Origin of the sequence: Limnohabitans sp. T6-5 (genome assembly GCF_003063315.1) — a bacterium.
Taxonomy (GTDB): domain Bacteria; phylum Pseudomonadota; class Gammaproteobacteria; order Burkholderiales; family Burkholderiaceae_C; genus Limnohabitans_A.
In genome coordinates this window covers 511318-531575 of sequence record NZ_NERV01000001.1, presented here as the reverse complement: position 1 = coordinate 531575, position 20258 = coordinate 511318, and the positions used below count along the sequence as shown (strand labels likewise).

At 59.2% G+C, this 20258-nt stretch carries 17 protein-coding genes; 8 read left to right on the top strand and 9 right to left on the bottom strand.

The window, feature by feature from the left end; translation table 11 throughout:
• Positions 1 to 29: 29 nt before the first annotated feature.
• The 3 genes from B9Z51_RS02110 to B9Z51_RS02100 form a co-directional block, all read right to left on the bottom strand.
• Complete coding sequence (locus B9Z51_RS02110; protein ID WP_108371370.1) at positions 30 to 797, bottom strand: hypothetical protein; 768 nt, start codon at positions 795 to 797, stop codon at positions 30 to 32.
• Between the two features lie 2 nt (positions 798 to 799).
• Entirely contained in the window at positions 800 to 1990 is a 1191-nt protein-coding gene (gene dinB / locus B9Z51_RS02105; protein ID WP_108371369.1) for a DNA polymerase IV, read from the bottom strand.
• Between the two features lie 115 nt (positions 1991 to 2105).
• Positions 2106 to 3260 (bottom strand): alpha-hydroxy acid oxidase, encoded by a 1155-nt coding sequence (locus B9Z51_RS02100; protein ID WP_108371367.1) that lies wholly within the window; start codon positions 3258 to 3260, stop codon positions 2106 to 2108.
• 916 nt (positions 3261 to 4176) lie between these two features.
• Here B9Z51_RS02100 and B9Z51_RS02095 point away from each other — a divergent pair.
• Positions 4177 to 5424: a tetratricopeptide repeat protein gene (locus B9Z51_RS02095; RefSeq protein ID WP_108371365.1), complete on the top strand. Its 1248-nt coding sequence runs from the start codon at positions 4177 to 4179 to the stop codon at positions 5422 to 5424.
• Positions 5425 to 6295: 871 nt separating this feature from the next.
• On the opposite strand, the gene B9Z51_RS02090 is transcribed toward B9Z51_RS02095, so the two are convergent.
• Together B9Z51_RS02090 and B9Z51_RS02085 are read right to left on the bottom strand one after the other, a co-directional pair.
• Positions 6296 to 7630 carry a cytochrome c gene (locus B9Z51_RS02090; RefSeq protein ID WP_108371364.1) on the bottom strand — a complete coding sequence of 445 codons (1335 nt, stop codon included), beginning with the start codon at positions 7628 to 7630 and terminating at the stop codon, positions 6296 to 6298.
• Positions 7627 to 8376 carry a cytochrome c gene (locus tag B9Z51_RS02085; protein WP_369958450.1) on the bottom strand — a complete coding sequence of 250 codons (750 nt, stop codon included), beginning with the start codon at positions 8374 to 8376 and terminating at the stop codon, positions 7627 to 7629. The genes B9Z51_RS02090 and B9Z51_RS02085 overlap by 4 nt, the downstream gene beginning before the upstream one ends.
• Before the next feature lie 114 nt (positions 8377 to 8490).
• Between B9Z51_RS02085 and B9Z51_RS02080 the strand changes: the two genes are divergently transcribed.
• Positions 8491 to 9009, top strand: a complete 519-nt coding sequence (locus B9Z51_RS02080) for a GNAT family N-acetyltransferase (RefSeq protein ID WP_108372643.1) — start codon at positions 8491 to 8493, stop codon at positions 9007 to 9009.
• 22 nt (positions 9010 to 9031) lie between these two features.
• The gene (locus B9Z51_RS02075; RefSeq protein WP_108371362.1) at positions 9032 to 10036 is read left to right on the top strand and encodes a tRNA-dihydrouridine synthase; all 1005 of its coding nucleotides are present in this window, start codon (positions 9032 to 9034) and stop codon (positions 10034 to 10036) included.
• Positions 10037 to 10181: 145 nt separating this feature from the next.
• On the opposite strand, the gene B9Z51_RS02070 is transcribed toward B9Z51_RS02075, so the two are convergent.
• Complete coding sequence (locus tag B9Z51_RS02070; RefSeq protein WP_233254795.1) at positions 10182 to 10538, bottom strand: Hpt domain-containing protein; 357 nt, start codon at positions 10536 to 10538, stop codon at positions 10182 to 10184.
• A 63-nt stretch (positions 10539 to 10601) separates the two neighbouring features.
• Positions 10602 to 11480, bottom strand: coding sequence for an NUDIX hydrolase (locus tag B9Z51_RS02065; protein WP_108371358.1), 879 nt, complete (start codon positions 11478 to 11480; stop codon positions 10602 to 10604).
• A gap of 138 nt (positions 11481 to 11618) precedes the next feature.
• On the opposite strand from B9Z51_RS02065, the gene B9Z51_RS02060 reads away from it, so the two are divergent.
• Both B9Z51_RS02060 and B9Z51_RS02055 read left to right on the top strand, forming a co-directional pair.
• On the top strand, positions 11619 to 12530 hold the full coding sequence (locus B9Z51_RS02060; RefSeq protein ID WP_108371356.1) for an SDR family NAD(P)-dependent oxidoreductase: 912 nt from the start codon (positions 11619 to 11621) through the stop codon (positions 12528 to 12530).
• A gap of 347 nt (positions 12531 to 12877) precedes the next feature.
• Positions 12878 to 14821 (top strand): PhoX family phosphatase, encoded by a 1944-nt coding sequence (locus tag B9Z51_RS02055; RefSeq protein WP_108372641.1) that lies wholly within the window; start codon positions 12878 to 12880, stop codon positions 14819 to 14821.
• 20 nt (positions 14822 to 14841) lie between these two features.
• On the opposite strand, the gene B9Z51_RS02050 is transcribed toward B9Z51_RS02055, so the two are convergent.
• Together B9Z51_RS02050 and B9Z51_RS02045 are read right to left on the bottom strand one after the other, a co-directional pair.
• Positions 14842 to 15393, bottom strand: a complete 552-nt coding sequence (locus tag B9Z51_RS02050) for a lytic murein transglycosylase (RefSeq protein ID WP_233254840.1) — start codon at positions 15391 to 15393, stop codon at positions 14842 to 14844.
• Positions 15394 to 15447: 54 nt separating this feature from the next.
• Positions 15448 to 16248: an IclR family transcriptional regulator gene (locus B9Z51_RS02045; protein ID WP_108371354.1), complete on the bottom strand. Its 801-nt coding sequence runs from the start codon at positions 16246 to 16248 to the stop codon at positions 15448 to 15450.
• 118 nt (positions 16249 to 16366) lie between these two features.
• On the opposite strand from B9Z51_RS02045, the gene B9Z51_RS02040 reads away from it, so the two are divergent.
• The 3 genes from B9Z51_RS02040 to B9Z51_RS02030 are packed head-to-tail and all read left to right on the top strand — an operon-like array spanning position 16367 to position 20249.
• Positions 16367 to 17809 (top strand): carotenoid oxygenase family protein, encoded by a 1443-nt coding sequence (locus tag B9Z51_RS02040; protein ID WP_108371352.1) that lies wholly within the window; start codon positions 16367 to 16369, stop codon positions 17807 to 17809.
• 2 nt (positions 17810 to 17811) lie between these two features.
• The gene (locus B9Z51_RS02035; RefSeq protein ID WP_108371350.1) at positions 17812 to 19557 is read left to right on the top strand and encodes a class I adenylate-forming enzyme family protein; all 1746 of its coding nucleotides are present in this window, start codon (positions 17812 to 17814) and stop codon (positions 19555 to 19557) included.
• Entirely contained in the window at positions 19554 to 20249 is a 696-nt protein-coding gene (locus B9Z51_RS02030) for an alpha/beta fold hydrolase (protein ID WP_108371349.1), read from the top strand. The genes B9Z51_RS02035 and B9Z51_RS02030 overlap by 4 nt, the downstream gene beginning before the upstream one ends.
• Positions 20250 to 20258: the final 9 nt, after the last annotated feature.

Below are 20258 nucleotides of genomic sequence, written 5' to 3'. Positions count from 1 at the left end.
AAATTAATGCTGGCAGGTGCTTTGAAAATTCATGGCCACCGGAATTTTCCGACAGATTCTGGTATTTGTGACGTTCGTTTTCGTAGACGATCGGAATAGGAGTGCCAGTACGTGCCGTCGTCTTTTTTGAAATAAATATTGATTTCAAATTCAAAAACACCATTCCTTGTGATGCCATGGTTGTTTGTTATTTCAAGTATTTTGGCGCCTGAAAAATCTTTATTTTGTTGTATGGAAAATAATAATTTGTTCTTTTCTTTGTTAACTATTTGGTTGTGTTTAATTATTTGTTTTTTGGATTGCCTATAAAAAACTTGCAAGCCTGCTCCTAATGAGAGCCATAAAATATAAATTATCAGGTCGAAAATAGAATAATAATTTTTTAATGATCTACCTTTTGTGTAATCTTGAATGGTAATATTGTTCGCGATGATTTTCAAGGTTTTTTCATTTCTGGGTGAGGGGAAGTTCCACTCTTCTTTAATTATTTTTATGGAAATGCCTTTGATTTTTTCGCGTGGAATGAAATCTGAAAGGCAAGGGGTTATTTGGGTTATTATTTGGTGATCAATGGTTTCTATTTCAACCGGGCCAGTCCAGTAGTATTTGGATTTTTTACACCAATCGGCTTTGCTAACAATCCCTTCAATAATTGGCAATTGCTCTATTGGGGTGAAACCATATTGATGGAGCATAAATTCATGATAGGCCTTTTCAAACACAAAGGCCAAGATGAAAAGGTTGCAGGCAACAATAAATATTTTTGTATTTCGAATTTGTGAGCGAAGGGGGGTCATGTTCAGCTAAAAAGTTGATCTTGATATTGTTGGGTAGTTGGTGAATCAGCCTTTTCAATTAATGTTCCCACCCGCACGCCCAGCAACCGAATGCGGCGTGTCAGGTCCACGCGTTTGAGGCACTGCCCCGCGATTTGCCGGATTTGTTTGGCATCGGCGGTGTAACCGGGCAAAGACTGGTCCCGTGTCACCGCTTGAAAGTTGTCGTACCGCAGCTTGATGCCGATGGTTTTGCCTTCGTAGCCTTTGCGCTGCAAATCGGCAGCCACCTGTTCGCACAGCCGGGTGAAGACCGCACCCAGCTCGGCGCGGTCGCGCACGGCGTGCAGGTCGCGCTCAAAGGTGGTTTCGCGGCTCATGCTGACGGGTTCGCTCTCGGTTTCCAGCGGGCGGTCGTCACGGCCCCAAGAGGCTTCGTGCAGCCAAGCGCCGTAGCTTTTGCCAAAGTTTTGCATCAGCCAGTGCTGTTCGCGTGCGGCCAGGTCGCCGATGGTGTGGATGCCAAAGCCCTTGAGCTTTTCATCGGCCTTGGGCCCCACGCCGTTGATCTTGCGGCAGGCCAACGGCCAGATCAGGGTTTGCAGGTCGGCCTCGTGCACGATCGAGATGCCGTTGGGCTTGTTGAACTCGCTGGCCATTTTGGCAATGAGTTTGTTGGGCGCCACGCCAATCGAGCAAGTCAGGCCTGTGGCGTCAAAAATGCTTTTCTGAATCAAGCGCGCCAGCACTCGACCGCCTTCGCGCTGGCCGCCGGGCACATCGGTGAAGTCGATGTAAACCTCGTCCACTCCCCGGTCCTGCATGACGGGAGCGATGTCGAGGATGATGCTTTTGAAGGTGCGAGAAAAGTGCCGGTAGCGCTCAAAGTCCACCGGCAACAAGAGGGCCTGCGGACACAGCTTGGCGGCTTTCATCAGGCCCATGGCCGAGCCGATGCCGAATTGCCGCGCCGCATAGGTGGCGGTGGTGATCACGCCGCGCCCGGTGTAGCCCTCAATGCGCGGAAAGAAATCCACCGGAATCCGGTCCAGCCGCTCGGCAAAGGTCTCTTCGGACCATTCGCCATCCGGGTAAGCCGCTTGCAGCTTGCCCAGCAGGTCGTCTTCTTTGCGGCGGCCACCGCCAATGACCACCGGCAAGCCCTTGAGCTGCGGGTAGCGCAGCAACTCACAAGACGCGTAAAACGCGTCCATGTCGAGGTGGGCAATGCGGCGGGTCAGGGAGGAGGAAGGGGCGGATTCGGTCACCCTTGGAGCATAGCTTGAGCCCAAGGCCCCTCACGCACAGCGAGAGGCCCCAGCGCTGCTTTTATGCCGTGGGAAAAGTGCCCGGCAACAAGATGTTGGTGTTGACGTTCTGGATGTTGGTGTGGCCGCAAAAAGCCATGGTCACGTCCAGCTCTTTGTGGATGATCTGCAGCGCTTTGCTCACGCCTTCTTCGCCCATGGCGCCCAGGCCATAGACCATGGCGCGGCCGATCATGGTGCCCTTGGCACCCAAGGCCCAGGCCTTGAGCACGTCCTGGCCGGAGCGGATGCCGCCATCCATCCAGACTTCGATTTGGTCGCCCACAGCCGCCACGATGGCTGGCAAGGCTTCGATGCTGCTGGGGGCGCCGTCGAGCTGGCGGCCGCCGTGGTTGCTGACCACAATCGCGTCGGCACCGCTGGCCACGGCCAGTTTGGCGTCTTCCACGTCCATGATGCCCTTCAAGATCAGCTTGCCGCCCCATTGCTTTTTGACCCAGGCGATGTCGTCCCAGTTGAGCGTCGGGTCAAACTGCTCGTTGGTCCACGAAGCCAGCGACTTCATGTTGGTGACCGATTTCACATGCCCCACCAGGTTGCCAAAGCTGTGTCGTTTGGTGCCGGCCATGCCCAGGCACCAGCGGGGCTTGGTCATCAGGTTGATGATGTTGGCAATCGTGGGGCGGGGGGGGGCGCTCAGGCCGTTCTTGAGGTCTTTGTGGCGCTGACCGATCACTTGCAAATCGAGCGTGAGCACCAGGGCGCTCACGTTGGCGGCCTTGCAGCGGTCGATCATGCGCACCATGGCGTCGCGGTCACGCATCATGTAGAGCTGGAACCAGAAGGGCGCTTGCGTGTGCGCAGCGATGTCTTCGATCGAGCAGATGCTCATGGTCGACAGGGTGAAGGGGATGCCGAATTTTTTGGCGGCCATGGCGGCGTGCATTTCACCGTCGGCGTGCTGCATGCCGGTCAGGCCCACGGGGGCGATGCACACGGGCATTTTGGTGTCGATGCCAACCATTTTGGTGGCGGTGGTGCGGTTTTCCATGTTCACCGCCACGCGCTGGCGCAGCTTGATTTTGTGGAAGTCTGTTTCGTTGGCGCGGTAGGTGCCCTCGGTCCACGAGCCGCTGTCGGCGTAGTCATAAAACATGCGCGGCACGCGCTTTTCAGCCAAAACGCGCAAGTCTTCGATGTTGGTGATCACGGGCATGGGGTCAGTCTCCGAATAGGTTGTCAGTTGTCCAAATCAACGGGCATCCTAGCTGCCGACAAGCTATTGAGCTGTGAAAATTGAGACAGCCACCGTGAAATTTATTGATCCGGGCCTGTGAAGTATTCAAGAGTCAAAGGATTTGTAGGTCGGCAGCAACAGGTCTGATGTGGCGGGCTCTGGCATAGGTCCATGTCGGGGTCTTCGACCACCGACCTGCGAAAACCCACAGGCCTTGCCCTGTAGGTCGGTACTCGAAGAGTCCGACGCTGACGGGCTTGGGCGCTGATCCTGATTCAACTTTTGCGTGCTTCTGCAGGCCCATGTCGGGGTCTTCGACCACTGACCTGCGAAAACCCACAGGCCATGCCCTGTAGGTCGGCACTCGAAGAGTCCGACGCTGACGGGCTTGGGCGCTGATCCTGATTCAACTTTTGCGTGCTTCTGCAGGCCCATGTCGGGGTCTTCGACCACTGACCTGCGAAAACCCACAGGCCTTGCCCTGTAGGTCGGTACTCGAAGAGTCCGACGTTTACGGGCTTGGGCTCTGATCCTGATTTAACTTTTGCAGGCTTCACCTAGCCCATGTCGGGGTCTTCGACCACCGACCTACCAAAACCCACAGGCCTTGCCCTGTAGGTCGGTACTCGAAGAGTCCGACGTTTGCGGGCTTGGGCGCTGATCCTGATTCAACTTTTGCAGGCTTCACCTAGCCCATGTCGGGGTCTTCGACCACCGACCTACGGGGTAACGGCGCAAACATTTCAGGCTTTAGCGTGCTGAATGCCAATTGCGCCAGCTTGGGCGGGAGCCACCTCTCGGCGAATATGCGGACCGGAAATTGGGGCATTTTTGGTTATGCTCACACTTTGCCCTGGCCGCGTCCAAGGCCCTCTGAACACCACAACTGCACACCATGAGACCTGGCCAACGATCCCCCCAAAATGCGGCGCAACTGAACAAGCGATTGACCGAGTTGGGGCAGCGCTTTGTGGCCTTGTCGAACCAGGGCAACTTTGCCGAAGCGCTCAAGGTCAATGCCCTGGCGCGCCAGATCATTCCCAAACACCCTCAAATTCTGGGCGACGCCGCCTTGTGCCATTTGCGTCTGCTCGATTACGACAAAGCGCGCACGCTGTATCTGCAGGCCAGTGCCTTGGCGCCCCAGGACGTGAATTTGTGGGATGGCCTGACTGAAACCTGCGGACATTTGGGTCGGCTGGACGAAGTGCGTGAATACGGTGTGCGCAGTTTGCAGCTCAAGGACCAAAGCACGCAGGGGCAGCCTGCCTGTGCCTTGCCCGCCCAGGTGCCAGCTGCATCGGCCGATGCCAGCCGCCAAATCATCGCTTTCAGCTTGTTTGGCGACAACCCGCGTTATGGCGAGACGGCCAAGCTCAATGTCGCGGCCGCACATGAACTCTTGCCGGACTGGACCTGCCGCTTTTATGTGGATGAGACCGTGCCCGAGGCGGTCCGTTCATCTTTGCAGGCCATGGGCGCGCAGGTGCTGATGGTCAGTGCGCAGGACCAGCAAGAACTCAGCGGTCTGATGTGGCGTTTCAGCGTGCTGGAAGACCCGGGGGTGGACCGTTATCTGATCCGGGATGCCGATTCGCTGATCTCCAAGCGCGAGGCGGCGGCGGTGCATGCTTGGGTGAAGAGTGGCCGTTTTTTCCACCTCATGCGCGACTACTTCAGCCACACCGAGCTGCTGCTGGCAGGCATGTGGGGGGGCTGCGGCGGTGTTTTCAAAAACCTGCGGCAGCAGATGGTGGCGTACATCGCACAGGGGCAATACCTGGGGGCTCGGGTGGTGGATCAGCATTTTTTACGCACGCACATCTGGCCCACGGTGCGGCAAAGCCTGTTGTCGCATGATCCGGTGTTTGGCTTTTTGGGCGCCGAAGACTTTCCTGCGCACGAAGCCCAAGACATGGGGCAGCCGTTTCATGTGGGTTGCAACTTGTCGGCCACCAGTGTCGGCGCGACCAGCAGCCTGCCCGAAGGCCAGCGGGTCACCTGGGTCATCCTGGACCAGACCGGCCAAACCGTCTGCCAATACAGCACCCCCGTGCGCCAAGGCGAGTGGCGCGCCGACATTCCCGGCCCCTATGCCCGTCAAATCCGAGATGGAATTTGGCGCGTCGAAACGCAGGCCTGATCTGCTTCGACATGCGGCCTGTGCCGGGCGAACAAACGTCGGACTCTGCGAGTGCCGACCTACGGGGGGGCCTGTGGGTTTTCGCAGGTCGCTGGTCGAAGACCCCGACATGAGCCAGGTGAAGCCCACAAAAGTTGAATCAGGATCAGCGCCCAAGCCCGCAAACGTCGGACTCTGCGAGTGCCGACCTACAGGGCAAGGCCTGTGGGTTTTCGCAGGTCGGTGGTCGAAGACCCCGACATGAGCCAGGTGAAGCCCACAAAAGTTGAATCAGGATCAGCGCCCAAGCTCGTCAGCGTCGGACTCTGCGAGTGCCGACCTACGGGGCGGGGCCTGTGGATTCCGTAGGTCGGTGGTCGAAGACCCCGACATGAGCCAGGTGAAGCCCACAAAAGTTGAATCAGGATCAGCGCCCAAGCTCGTCAGCGTCGGACTCTGCGAGTGCCGACCTACGGGGCGGGGCCTGTGGGTTTTCGCAGGTCAGTGGTCGAAGACCCCGACATGAGCCAGGTGAAGCCCGCAAAAGTTGAATCAGGATCAGCGCCCAAGCTCGTCAGCGTCGGACTCTGCGAGTGCCGACCTACGGGGCGGGGCCTGTGGATTCCGTAGGTCGGTGGTCGAAGACCCCGACATGAGCCAGGTGAAGCCCACAAAAGTTGAATCAGGATCAGCGCCCAAGCCCGCAAACGTCGGACTCTGCGAGTGCCGACCTACAGGGGGAGGCCTGTGGGTTTCCGTAGGTCGGTGGTCGAAGACCCCGACATGAGCCAGGTGAAGCCCACAACAGTTGAATCAGGATCAGCGCCCAAGCCCGCAAACGTCGGACTCTGCGAGTGCCGACCTACGGGGGGGCCTGGGGATGGCCGGGGTTTTATGAACCTTGTGAAGCGCGGATGCGGTTGACTTGCAGCGGCGTGACTTCGCTGGCCTGGTTGCCCCATTGGGTGCGCAGGTGCGTCAAGACGGCGGCGATGTCGCGGTCGTCCAGCTCCAGCACGGCAGGCGGCATGCCAAAGGGCTGCGGGTGACCTGCAGTGGCGGGGCCAAACCCCCCGTACAACACCATTTGCACCAGATTGGTCGGGTCGCGCAGCAGCACCGCCCGGTTGCCTGCCAAGGCAGGATAGGCCACCTGACCGGCTCCCGTCGTGGCCCCGCGGCCTTGTTCGCCATGGCACTGGGCGCAGTGGCGGTCATAGACCTTGAGCCCTTGCTCGGCCACGCGGGGGCTGACAGAAGTTTTAACGCTGGTGGCTGCTGACGCAGAGCCGGGGGCGTTGCGCGATTGCAGGTACACCGCCATGGCATGCAGGTCGGCAGGGCTCATGTACTGGGTGCCGTGTTGCACCACTTCGGCCATGGGGCCACTGGTCTGAGCTTGTGGGGCATGGCCTGTGCGCAGCAGCTGCACGATGTCGGCCAAAGGCGTGCTGGCCAGGCCGGTTTCGGCATCGCGGGTCAGGTCGGGCGCATACCAGTTGACCACGGGCATGAGGCCGCCCGACAGGTCGTCCACCGGGCCGCTGGCGCCCAGGCGGTTGCGGGGGCTGTGGCAGGCTGCGCAGTGGCCCAGGCCTTGCACCAGATAGGCGCCCCGGTTCCATTCGGCGGTGTGTGCGGGGTCGGGTTTGTAAGGCGTGGGCTTGAAAAACAGGCTGCGCCACACGGCCAGCGCCGCTTGGGTGCCCACGGGCCACACCAGGGTGTGGGCGGGCGGCGCCTGCTTGACCGCCGGCAGGCTTTTGAGCCAGGCCAGCAGGGCATCGCTGTCGTTACGGCTGATCACGCTGGTGTGGTTGTACGGGAAAGCCGGGGTGAGCAAGCGCCCACCTTTGGACCGGCCATGGTGCAGGGCTTGCCAGAAGTCATCGGCATTCCAGCTGCCCAGTCCTGTGGCCATGTCAGGCGTCAGGTTGCTGCTGAAGACGCTGCCAAAAGGCGTGTCGATGCGTCGGCTGCCTGCCATGCTGGCCCCACCCCGGGCCGTGTGGCAGGCCATGCAGTTGCCGACGCGGGCCAGGTATTGGCCGCGTTCGACAAGGGCTGGGTCGACCGCGCTGCTGGCGCTGGGCGTGGTGGATGCGGAAGATGCGGAGGGTGCTGCCAGCCAGGTGTCACCCCAGTTGTCCCAGACCACCCAGGCCGACAAGGCCAATGCGGTGCCCAGCAGGCCCAGACCGATGCGCTGAATCAGGCGGCGGTTCATGGCTTGGCTCCTGCGGAAGTCTGGCCCAGTTCGGGCGCGCTGCCGCAACGCAAGGACTCGGGCAGAGGCGGCGACTGTGGTGCTTGTGCTGCAGGGTGGGTGTCGGCAGGCAAGGGTTGGCGCGCCAGCCAGCTGGAGATGGCAATCAAATCATCGCTGGGCACACGCTGGATGACCCGGGCCATGCAGTCGGGCGCATGCGCCTTGCGCTGGCCGGTTTGCCAGGCACCCAGTTGGGCATTCAGGTAATCGAGCGGCAAGCCCAACAGGCCCGGCACGTTGGGCTGTACGCCGGTCAGGCGCGCACCGTGGCACTGGATGCACGCAGGCAGGCCACGCGCGGCATCGCCTTGGGTGACCAGCAGCTGGCCGCGTGCCAGGCGTTCGGCCGTAATGGTGTTGGCCGCGGTGGGGCGGGGGTAGGGCAGTTGCAGGCTGGAGAAATAGCGCGCCATCTCGCCCAGGTAGTCATCACTCAAAGGGTCGATGAGCCGTGTCATCAGGTCGTAATGGCGCCTGCCTTGGGCAAAGTTGCGCAGCTGGTTGTGCAGGTAGCCCGCAGGTTTGCCCGCCAGGCGGGGGTAATAACCATCGGGGCCTGCGCGGCCTTGATCACCGTGGCAGGCGGTGCACGCCCGGGTGCGTTCGGCCATGTTGTCTGCAAAACGTGCGGGGGTTTGGGCTGCCGCTGCCAGGCCAAGGCCGCAGCAGGTGGTGACCATGGCCCGGTAGGCCTTCGATTTCATGCGATAAAAAAACATCCTCATGCTTGGAAGATAACCGAAGCGGCGACAATTGCAGGCTTTGCGCCCGATGTGCAAGCACCGAAGGCGCCCTGTTTTTTCATTCAAGTTCAAGCCATGTCCGATATCCAAGTCCGATTTGCCACCCAAAAAGATGCCCCCGCCGTTGCCGCCTTGCATGTGAGCGCCTGCCGCGCCGCCTACGCAGGTCAGGTGCCCGACACCCATTGGGAGGCCACCCCAATGGCCAAACGCGTGTCGTTCTGGAAAGAGGCCATTGAATACGGCGAGCCGCAAGTCATCGTGGCCTTGGCGGGACAAGAAATTGTGGGTTTTGTGGGTTTTGACCGTTCACGCGACCCCAAGTCGAAAAACACCACGGGTGAAATCTGGGCCATTTATGCCGCCCCCGATCGCATCGGCCAAGGCGTGGGCCTGGCCTTGTGGGATGCCGCCCGTGAAGGGCTGGAAGACGAAGGCTGCACCGAGGTCACCGTCTGGCTGCCGCTGCTGCATGAAAAAACCTTGCGGTTCCATGACCTGGCCGGTTTCAAACGCGAGATGAACACCGCCCGCACCGTGCCTTTGGGCGGCGTGAAGGTCGAAGAAGTGCGCCTCAAACGCAAGCTGGGCTGAGTTTGAGACGGCCCGCCAGTCCATGAAACTCTTGCTGGCGCCCATGGAGGGCCTGCTGGATCACACGCTGCGCGACATGCTCACGCGGCTGGGGGGCGTGGATTTGTGCGTGTCCGAGTTCATCCGTGTCACCAACACGGTGCTGCCGCGCAAAGCTTTCATTCGCGTGGCGCCGGAGCTGCTCAACAACAGCCGCACCCCCGCAGGCGTGCCGGTGCGGGTGCAGTTGCTGGGGTCTGACCCGAGCTGCCTGGCCGACAACGCTGCCGCCTTGGCAGAGCTGAACCCGAATGGCATAGACCTGAATTTTGGCTGCCCGGCCAAGACGGTGAACCAACACCGGGGGGGTGCCGTTTTGCTGGACGAGCCCGAGCTGGTGGGACAGATCGTTGCTGCGGTGCGCCGGGCGGTGCCCGCCCACATTCCGGTGTCGGCCAAGATGCGGCTGGGTTTCAATGACGACAGTCGGGCCGAAGACTGCGCCCAAGCCATTGAGGCCGCAGGGGCCAGCGATTTGGTGGTACACGCCCGCACCAAGGCACACGGTTACCGCCCCCCGGCGTATTGGGACCGCATCGCCGATTTGCGCCAGCATGTGCGCTTGCCCATTGTGGCCAATGGCGAAATCTGGACCGTCGCCGATGCCATGCGCTGCCGCGAGGTGACCGGCTGTGAGCGCCTGATGATCGGGCGCGGCATGGTGGCTGACCCGGGCCTGGCTTTGGCCATTGCCCGGCACGATGCGGCCTTGAGCGGTGTGGTGGATGGTGTAGTGGCTTCAGCCAATTGGGCGCCTGGTCAATCTGTGGCTTGGTCACAGATCGTTGGCTTGATGGGGATGTTCTGGGTGGGCATCAGCCAGCGCGTGGCTCCCAGGCACCGGGCCGGTCGCCTCAAGCAATGGCTCAACTACATGCGCCGCGTCTACCCCGAAGCACAGCAGGCCTTTGACCAGTTGCGCTTGGTGCACGATTCCGCCCAAATCGAGACTTGGCTCAGCATGCAAAACCCAACAAGCACCCCGTAGATCGGCACTCGAAGAGTCCGGCATGTGCCCGTTTGGCGCAGGCGCACTTGCGTGCCTTGCCCGTCAGCCAACATCTGTCGGGGTCTTTGACCACCGACCCACGGAATACCGACGTGTGGGACCCAAGAAGCAGGGGGAAGACGGTTTACTGGCTGGCCAGGTGGGACGCAACTTCGGCGCGCAGTTGCTCGAGTTGTGGAGCCAATTGGCTGTATGCGGCGCGAACCTCTGCGGGGTCGCCATGTTTGCTCAACTGTTCGACCCACACCACGCATTCGACCAGGCTGTCCACGCAAAACACGGGGGTGAACCCTTTGAGTTGGTGCAGGATGCGGTTGGCGCCGCTGACGTCGTCTTTGTTCAACAATTCTTGCAACGCAGGCAATTCTTCGCTCAGGGTTTGTTGCAATGTCTTCAGCAGAGACAAAACCCCATTGATGTCGCCAATGAATTCCATGGCCCGTTCAATGGAGAGGTAGGTCGGATCTGCTGGGTGGCTCATACAGGAAGGATGCAGGTTGTACAGTGAATAACGTAACAATTTGAAACGTTTGATGGGCGTATTTTAGTCAAGCAATGCGGCTAGGCCTAATTCTGGCTCAAACCGCTTGTTTTTGAACATCAATCGGCTGGGGCCAGGAAAGGCCGCTTGTGTCACCGAATGGCGCGGATCACCCGGGTAGCAGATGGTTCGAATACCGTCCTGATCAAAGGGTTCGGGCTCAATCACGGGGGGGCGACGGCTCTGGGCTTCGGCCAGAGCGCTGTCGCTGTGCGCGTGCCGGGCCAGCTGTACCAAGCTCATGATTTGGGGCGGCGCCAGCTCAATCTGACGGTCCCAATAACGGATCAGCGCCTGGCGAGGGGTAATCCACAAGGTTTCTGTGGTTTCGTGGTTGTCGTGGGCGGCGGTTTGGCCGTCGGGCACGCGGGTGATGAAAAAACGGGTGTCAAAGCGCTTGTTGGTCACTGATGCCTGCCGGGGCGTGATCCAGCGCGTCCATGGCACCAAGGCGTCGGTGCGCAGTTGCAGCGACAGGTGCTGAAAGGCTTCGGACCAGCTTTGTCCCTCGGCCAAGGCGTTTTGCAGGGCTTGCAGGTCGGGTGTTTCGCTGTCAGATTGACCGAGCAGCACGCGACACTCTTCAAAGGCTTCGCGAATGGCCGCGACAAACAAGGCGGCGGCGCGCTCTGCAGGCAGCGCGGGTTCAGCCAGGCGCTGTTGCAAAGTGTCGGCATCTTGGCTCAGCCGCGCCAGCATCAAAGGGCTGTGGTCGGCCGCGTCGAGTTTGCCACCGGGAAACACATGCGCCCCACCCAGTACATTGGACGCCTGATGGCGCCTGAGCAGCAGCACCTGCATGCCTTCGGCGTGATCCCGCAGCAAGATCACTGAGGCGGAGTCCATGGGCGGGGTGGTGATGGTTTCGGTGTTCAGTTCCATGAGGATGTCAATCGGGTAACACAGCAGGCGGACCGGCTGTTTTAAAGTAAGGCACAAGGCTGTTCAATGAATTGCCAGATTAGCAGATGGCGTCACGCCGCCCTGTCACCCATTCACACCCAAAACTGAAGGAAAAACATGAGCATCGATTTCAAAGGCCGCGTCGCGATTGTCACTGGCGCAGGAGGCGGTTTGGGCAAACAGCATGCGCTGGCCCTGGCAGCCCGTGGGGCCAAGGTGGTGGTCAACGACCTGGGCGCAGATGTGCATGGCGTGGGGGGCTCGGTGTCTGCAGCGCAAGCCGTGGTCGATGAAATCCGCGCCGCTGGCGGTGAGGCCATCGTCAACGGTGCTTCGGTCACCGATGACGACGCCGTGCAAAAAATGGTGCAGCAGGCCATGGACACTTGGGGCCGGGTGGACATTCTGGTCAACAACGCAGGCATCTTGCGCGACAAGAGTTTCGCCAAGATGGAGTTGGCCGATTTCAAACTGGTGATGGACGTGCACGTCATGGGCGCGGTGCATTGCACCAAGGCCGTTTGGCCCATCATGCAGGCGCAAAACTATGGCCGCGTGGTGATGACCACCTCGTCCAGTGGCCTGTACGGCAATTTCGGCCAGTCCAATTACGGCGCGGCCAAGATGGCGCTGGCGGGTCTGATGCAGACCCTGTCGATTGAAGGTGAGAAGCACAACATCCGCGTCAACGCACTGGCGCCCACGGCCGCCACACGCATGACCGAAGGCCTGATGCCCGAGCAAGTCTTGAAGGCCCTGGAGCCCAGCGCCGTAGTGCCCGCCATGCTGGTCATGGCCAGCGAGGACGCCCCCAACCGCACCATCATTTGCGCAGGCGCGGGCAGCTTCGAGGTGGCCCACATCACCCTGACCCAAGGCGTGCATCTGGGCACCGGCCCCGACACCCCCGAACGCCTGGCCCAGGCCCTGAGCCAGCTGCACGACACCCAAGGCGAAATCGTGCCCCGCTCGGGTTCAGAACAAGGCGTGCTCGAAGTGGGCAAAGCGCTCAAGGCGCACGGGGCTTGATGGGGGCTCAATGTTTAGCCGCAAAAGGGCAGTGGCTTTTGTAAGAGCCAGCCCTGCTGCTGATACCGGATGTGGTCGATAAGGCGGCTGGTGATTGGCTTCTGTGCGTGGTGGCGATCGCTTGCCAGGGTGGCTGATCGTGGGGTGGTTTGACGGCCTTGCAGCCGAACGGATGGGTCATGAAAGAGTCATTCGCGCTTCACGAAGGTGTCATGTATCGGTTCTAACTTCACAAGCTGTTTATCAACAACACTTGAGGATGTTTTATGACCCAACGCATTTTTTCTGCAGACAAAAAATACGCCACTGAGCATGACGTCGTGCCTTCGACTTTGATCACTGGCGCCATGAGTCGTCGCAGTTTGTTACGAGGCGGAGTAGGCACTTTCGGCGCCAGCCTTCTCGGGGGCTTGGCACTGCCTGTGGCCGGTTGTGGTGGTGACAGTGGTGGTAAGGTCAATGCGCCAGATGCTTTGATGCGCTCTGTGAGTTTCAGCTCCATGGCAGCGCCCAATTTGACGCTGCCTGCGGACATGGCCACGACCAAAGTCGGCTCGACGATGACCGTGAACTTCACCAACAACACCAAGCAAGACTTCAAGCTTGCTTACCAACCCTTTTTCATGACCGGTGATCGCGTGCCTGATGGTGCGGGTGGCACGACGCTGGCAGGCGGTTATTACGACATCTATGGGCAAGCCATCATCGACAGTACTGTTGTGGGCAAGGAGCGCCAATATTTTTCGGACAGCCCCGATGGAACGACTTTGTTGACCGTGCCTGGTGCCAAAGTCAGCGGTGTCAAGGGCAACACGGTATTTGCTGTGGTCCAGTTTGAATACACCTCCATGGCGCAGGACGGCACTACCGGCATGTACGGAAAATTGCCTTCACCGATTGCCGTGTTGACTTTAGACCAGAATCCAACGACCGGTAAATTGACCCTGGTCAAGTACCACAATGTGGACACCTCAGCGGTGCATGGTTTGTGGATCACTTGTGGAGCCAGTCTGTCCCCATGGGGCACGCATCTGTCCAGCGAGGAATACGAGCCCAACGCATTTACGGCTGCATCGGATGCGCAGTTCAAAGCCTTCAGTCAAAACCTGTATGGCAGCGAGTCGCAAGCCAATCCGTACCACTACGGTCATATCCCCGAGGTCACCGTCAATGTGGATGGCACAGCCTCTGTCAAAAAACATTACTGCCTCGGCCGCATTTCTCACGAGTTGGTGCAAGTGATGCCCGATATGCGCACGGTATTGATGGGCGACGATGCCACCAACAGCGGCCTGTTTGTGTTTGTAGCTGACACAGAAAAAGACCTGTCTGCGGGCACCTTGTATGTCGCCAAGGTTGGGTCTGGATTCTCCTTGGACCCCAAGGCTGCGCCTGCTGCACTGACTTGGGTCAAGTTGGGTAAAGCCACCAGCGCTGAAATTCATCGCCTGGCGAACACCCTACAGCCTACGGACATCATGGATGTGAAGACCGCGGATCCGCTGGATGCCGGTTACACCAAAGTCAATGCCAACGGCAAGACAGAGTGGATCAAATTGGTCCCTGGGATGGAAAAAGCTGCGGCCTTTCTTGAAACACACCGATATGCTGCTTTGGTGGGGGCGTCGATGGGCTTTTCCAAAATGGAGGGGACGACCGTCAACATCAAGGACAAGGTCGCTTATTCGGCCTTGCAAAACTGCGTCGCATCCATGGTGACAGGCAATAAGTACAACACGCCCGGTAATGGGGTGTCGATTCCAACCGCCCTGAATGCCGGGGCCGTGATGGCGTTGAACCTGCAGGGCGGATTGAGCGACACCCTTGGCACCGCCATCAACAGCGTGTGGATGCCCAAAGACATCAAGGCCCTGCTTACCGGACAAGACATGGTGGCTGATGCGCTGGGTAACACCGCCAACCCGGAAAAAATTGCCAACCCCGATAACCTGAAATTTTCAGAAAAAATGCGCACGCTCTTCATTGGTGAGGACAGCAGCCAACACGTCAACAACTTCTTGTGGTCATACAACATCGATACCCAGGTGTTGTCCCGCATCATGTCGATTCCGGCAGGTGGCGAGTCTACGGGGCTGCACGCTGTTGATGAGATCAACGGGTGGACTTACATCATGAGCAACTTCCAGCATGCGGGCGATTGGGGTGGGATTCACTCGATCGTCAAAACCACGCTGGATCCATTGATCAAGGCCAATTACAAGGACAAAGCGGGTGCTGCTGTGGGTTATCTGACGGCTGACCCCGTTCAGACGCGTCTCACAAAAGGCTGACACCTGAAGCGACTCGGTGTTCACTTTGGTGCGGGGCTCAGGGGGCGGTTTTGACCTCCCTCGCCACCGCCTTTGCCAGCTCCATCACCGCCATGGCGTAGTAGCTGCTCCAGTTGAATAAGGGTGATGCCATAGAAGTTTGCGGTACCGGCCACGTAGTTGGGGGCATCCATGCCATTGCGCAGCTCAATCAGGGCCAGCGGGCCTGTGTGCGCCAGTGCATCACCCCCCAGACCTGCGTCTTTGGCGGTGAAGCTGGCCACACTGAAGGTGGGCAGGATGTCGGGGGCCAGCAAGGCGTCCATGTCGATTTGGCCCGGGGTCAGGGTCAGCAAGTAGTGCTTGGGCATGCCGGGGCGCTTCTGGTAGGCTTTGAAGTCATTGGCCACGGAGCCGATGGCATCGGTGGGGCTGCCAAACATGTCTATGCGGCCATCGCCGTTGAAGTTCACGGCGAAGCCTGACCCGCTGTACGGCGTGAATTGCGGCAGAACGAGTGCGCATGCATAGCTGCTGCGCACAGTCAGGGGATCGGCGCCGCTTTGCTGGCTGAGTTGTAAAAACTGTTCCAGCTCGACTTGGAAAAACGCTTGGCGTTTTGCTGCGCGCGGGAGGTCCAGTGGACTTCAGGTCAATTGCCTCACCAAGGCTTGCAATTGGGGGGCAATGCGTTCACGGAGCCAGGCTTCGTCCAGGGCCCGCCCTTGAAATGAACAATTGATGGCGGCAAGCTCTCCCCGGTCAATGCGCCCCAAGGGGACTGCGACAGCCTGAACATCGGGGAAGACCTCTCCGACCGACACGCAGCATCCGTACTTGGGGTACTGCAACAAATTCTCCGTGAGCTTGGGTCCAAATCGTTGCCAATCCTGAGGCGTTTTGACCTGAATCTGGTTGAGCAAGGCTTCACGCTCAGGGGGGCGGCAAGACATCAGGTACGCCCGGCCGATGGCTGTGCCCGCCATCGAGTGGCTGGTGCCGACTTCCAGGGGATAAATCCTTTTGTCGAAAGACCGCACGGCTTCGATGTAGACGATGGTCAGGCGGTCGCGGATGCCGATGGAGATGGAGCCACCTGTGGCCTCGGCCAACTCCAACATCAAGGGTCGGGCTTGTCTGCGCAAGGTGAATTGCGCCAGCAAGGGATTGCCCAAAGAAATCACGGCCGAGCCCAATTGGTACTTGCCGTAATGCTCGGTGGGCATCAGGTAGCCCATGCACATCAGGGTGTAGGTCAATCGGGAGATCGTGGCCGCAGGCAACTTCAATTTTTGGGACAAGTCCTTGTTGCCCAGCACAGGTTGTTCGGGGGTGAAGCAGCGCAGCAGTTCCATGCCGCGCGCCAAGGTGGTGGCAAATTGCTTGTCCCCGGCGTACTCCTGAAGGCTGGCGGGCGCACGGTTGGGGCTGGGGTCAGGTTTTGGCATATTGGAATGTTGTTCAATATATCGAAATTTAACCTGAATCAAGAATGGGCACTCACTAGACTGGAACTCGTGTAAAAAATGCCATCACCCAAGAGTGACGGGCCACAGGAGACAACGCATGCAACTCAACGATTTACCCCGCCATGAGATCCCTGCATTGGACGGCAACAATGCGCCCGTTCATCAAGAGGATGTGTTTGAAGACATGACCGTCATTGGGCAGGTGCCCAGCGACCTCAATGGCTTGTATGTGCGCAATGGACCCAATGCTTACTACCCACCCGAGTGGCGGTATCACGCCTATGACGGTGATGGCATGTTGCATGCGGTGCGTTTCGACAAGGGCCAGGTGACTTACCGCAATCGCTGGGTCAAAACATCGGCCTTGCAAGAAGAGCAAGCGGCAGGACAAGCGCTGTGGAAGGGGCTCAAGGAGCCTTGGCGCACCGACCGTCCCGATGAGCCTTTGAAGAACACTGCCAACACCGACGTGAAGTACCACGCGGGTCGTTTGATCAGCATGTGGTACCGATCGGGCATGCCTTATGCAGTTGATCCTGACACCCTCGACACCCTGGGCCCCTCAGACTTTGATGGCAGCATCCGTCGCATCTCGGCCCATTCCCGGCCCGACGAGCACACCGGCGAACTGCTGTTTTTTGACTACAGCCTGAAGGCTCCCTACATGCAATACGGTGTGGTCGGCCCGGACCGCCAGGTCAAGCACAAAATTGATGTGGACCTGCCACGCCCCAGTTTGCCGCACGACATGGCGATCACGGAGCACTACACCATCTTGCATGATTTTCCGCTGCGACCTGACCCCGAAGCACTCAAGGCCGGTCGCTACAAGGTGCGGTTTTATGCAGACCAACCCTCCCGTTTTGGCGTGCTGCCTCGCTATGGCAAGCCCGATGACATTCGCTGGTTCCAAGCCAAGCCCACCTACATGTTGCATGTGGTCAATGCCTGGGAGGAAGGCGATGAGGTGGTCATGGTGGGCACACCGTACCGGCTGCATGAAGATGCGCAAGGTCAGCCCGATGCCCAGCGACTGGAAAAAACCATCCATCTGCGCCAGCGTGATTTCATGCTGTACGAATGGCGCTTCAACCTGGCCACGGGCGAAACGCATGAGCGCGTGATTGACGATGTGCTCAACACCGAGTTTCCGGTCATCAACAGTCTTTACCAAGGACGCAAAAACCGCTACTCCTACAACATCATCTTTCCCCAGGGGGGCAAGGAAGAGCCGCGATTTCCGGGCTTGGTCAAGTACGACCTGAGCACGGGCGGGTATTTGGCCTACAGCGCGGGGCCTAAGTATTTCTACAACGAGCCCGGCTTTGCGCCGCGTGATCACGCGCAATCCGAGGACGACGGGTATCTGGTGGTCCCGGTCTGGAATCCAGACGAGCAACGCTCTGAAATCCAGGTGTTCGATTGCAAGGGCGCGCGCATGGCCGAAGGGCCGGTGGCCCGCATTCTCTTGCCTCGGCGCATGCCCCATGGCTTTCACGCCACGTTTGTCAGCCAGAACACGCTCGATCGCTGGAAGTAAAAATGATTCTGGTAGCCCCCGAAAAAATAAAAACCTATGTCGAACAGGGCTGGTGGTCTGAAGAAACCATGGGCGAGCTGTTCATCAAAACGGCTGAACAGCAGTTACAAGCCATGGCCGTCGTGGACCCGCCCAATCGCCAAGACATCTGCGGCGTCGCGCCCTTGAGTTGGACTTGGGGGCAATTGCTGCAGCAGGTCGGCCGATACAGTGCACTGTTTCATGCCCAGGGTTTGCGCAAGGACGATGTGATCGTCATGCAATTGCCCAACTGCGTGGAAATGCATGCCATCTACCTGGCGTGTGCCATCACCGGCGTGGTGGTATCGCCCGTGCCAGTGCAATACCGTGCGCATGAACTCACACATGTTTTTGCCACCACGCAAGCCAAGCTGGGCATCACGACCGAGCGGGTGGGCAATTACCTTGCTGCACAGCAATGGGCGGCGCATGCCCACCTCTTTGAAGGCTTGCAGCAAATTTGGTCGCTGGGCCATGACTTGCCACCAGGGGTCATGTCCCTGAATCAATGGCTGGACAGCACCTTGCCATGGTCTGCCAGCCAGTTGCGACAGCACATGCAGGACGAGGGCGTGACGGCGCACGATGTGCTCACCATTTGCTGGACTTCAGGCACCGAGGCGCGCTCCAAAGGGGTGCCACGCAACCACAACGAGTGGTTGATCGCAGGCCAATCCGTCAGCCAGGCGGGGCAGCTGCAGTGGGGCGCTCAGTTGTTGATCCCTTTTCCCTTTGTGAACATGGCGGGGGTTTCATCGAGCCTGGCGGCCTGGTTGCTTGTGGGCGGCACCTTGCACCACCACCACCCCTTTGATCTGGATGTGTTCGTGGGCCAGTTGCGTGCACACCCCATGGATTACAGCGTGGCAGCGCCTGCGGTGCTGAATTTGCTGCTCAAACAACCCGAAAAAATGGCGGGCGTTGACCTCAGCCGCCTCAAAAGTGTGGGCTCCGGAGGGGGGCCATTGTCCGAGTGGATGATGGAGGAGATGAAAAACCGCTTCGACATCGAAGTGGTGAATTATTTTGGCTCCAACGAAGGTGCAGCTTTGAGCTCGTCGCCCCTGGACATGCCCGAAAGCAAGCAGCGCGCTTTGTACTTTCCGCGCATGGGGGTGCCAGGCTTCACCTGGAAAATGGCGGTCGCCCAAAAAATCCAGACACGGCTGGTGGACATCGACACGGGGGAAGACATCCACGAAACGGGCCGCATTGGCGAGTTGCGCTTCAAAGGACCCACGATATTCAGTGGCTATTACAAAGCACCCGAATTGACCGAGCGCGCCTTTGATGCGCAAGGGTTTTACCGAACCGGTGATTTGTTTGAAATCGCAGGCGTTGCTTCGCAGTTCTACCGCTTTGCCGGACGGCACAAGGACATCGTCATTCGTGGGGGCATGAACATTTCCTCTGAGGAGATTGAGGGCCTGCTGCTGAGTCATCCCCAGGTGCGTGATGCTGCCGTGATTGGACTGCCCGATCCCGTCATGGGCGAGCGGGTGTGCGCTGTGGTCGTCTCTCAAGCGGGTCAGGACCTTACCCTGCAGAACCTGGTGGATTATTTGAAGAACATTCAGGAAGTCGCCGCCTTCAAATGGCCCGAAAGACTGATCTTGCTCGATGAACTGCCGCGCAACCCGGTGGGGAAAATTCTCAAACGGCAATTGCGTGAGCGTTTTGCCGCTGAACCTGTTGAGTCCGCTTCAGTGGCAGGAGGTGTCGCATGAGCCCGGTCATGTTGCTGATTCCGGGCATGCTCAACGATGCCAGTGTGTGGGCCGATGTGGTGCCCCTGCTGCCCAGGGATTGGGAGGTGCGCATCGCCGATGTACAGACTCAGGACAGCATCGCCGCCATGGCCCGTGATGCCTGGGCGCAGCTGGCCGATGTGCCTGCACAAACGCCTGTGCTGTTGGCTGGATTTTCTTTGGGCGGCTATGTGGCCATCGAGATGTTGGCCCATCCACAAAGAACTTTGGCCGCGGCGGCGCTGTTGTCCACCTCGCCTTTGCCTGAGACCGATGAAGGTCGGCTTGGGCGTGAAAAAACCATGGGGGCCATGCAGGCCAATTTCCCCAAGGTGGTGGAGGGGATTGTCAAATTCGGATGCCACGAGGCGACTGAAGCTGTTCAAGAGCGCGTGCGGCAAATGATATTGGCCGTCGGGTGCGAAACGGGTTTGCGCCAGACACGCGCCATCATGGGGCGCAGTGATCACCGCCAAGCGCTGTCCCGACTGACATTGCCCATGGCGCTTTTGTGCGGCGCGCATGACCGAGTGACACCGCCCGCATTGACCCATGAGTTGGCGCAATGCCTGCCGCATGCCCAGATGCATATCGTTCCAAACAGTGGCCACATGCTGCCTGTTCAGCAAGCGCAGGCCGTGGCCACAGTCCTGTCGTCCCTGCACCCTTGAAATCAACCC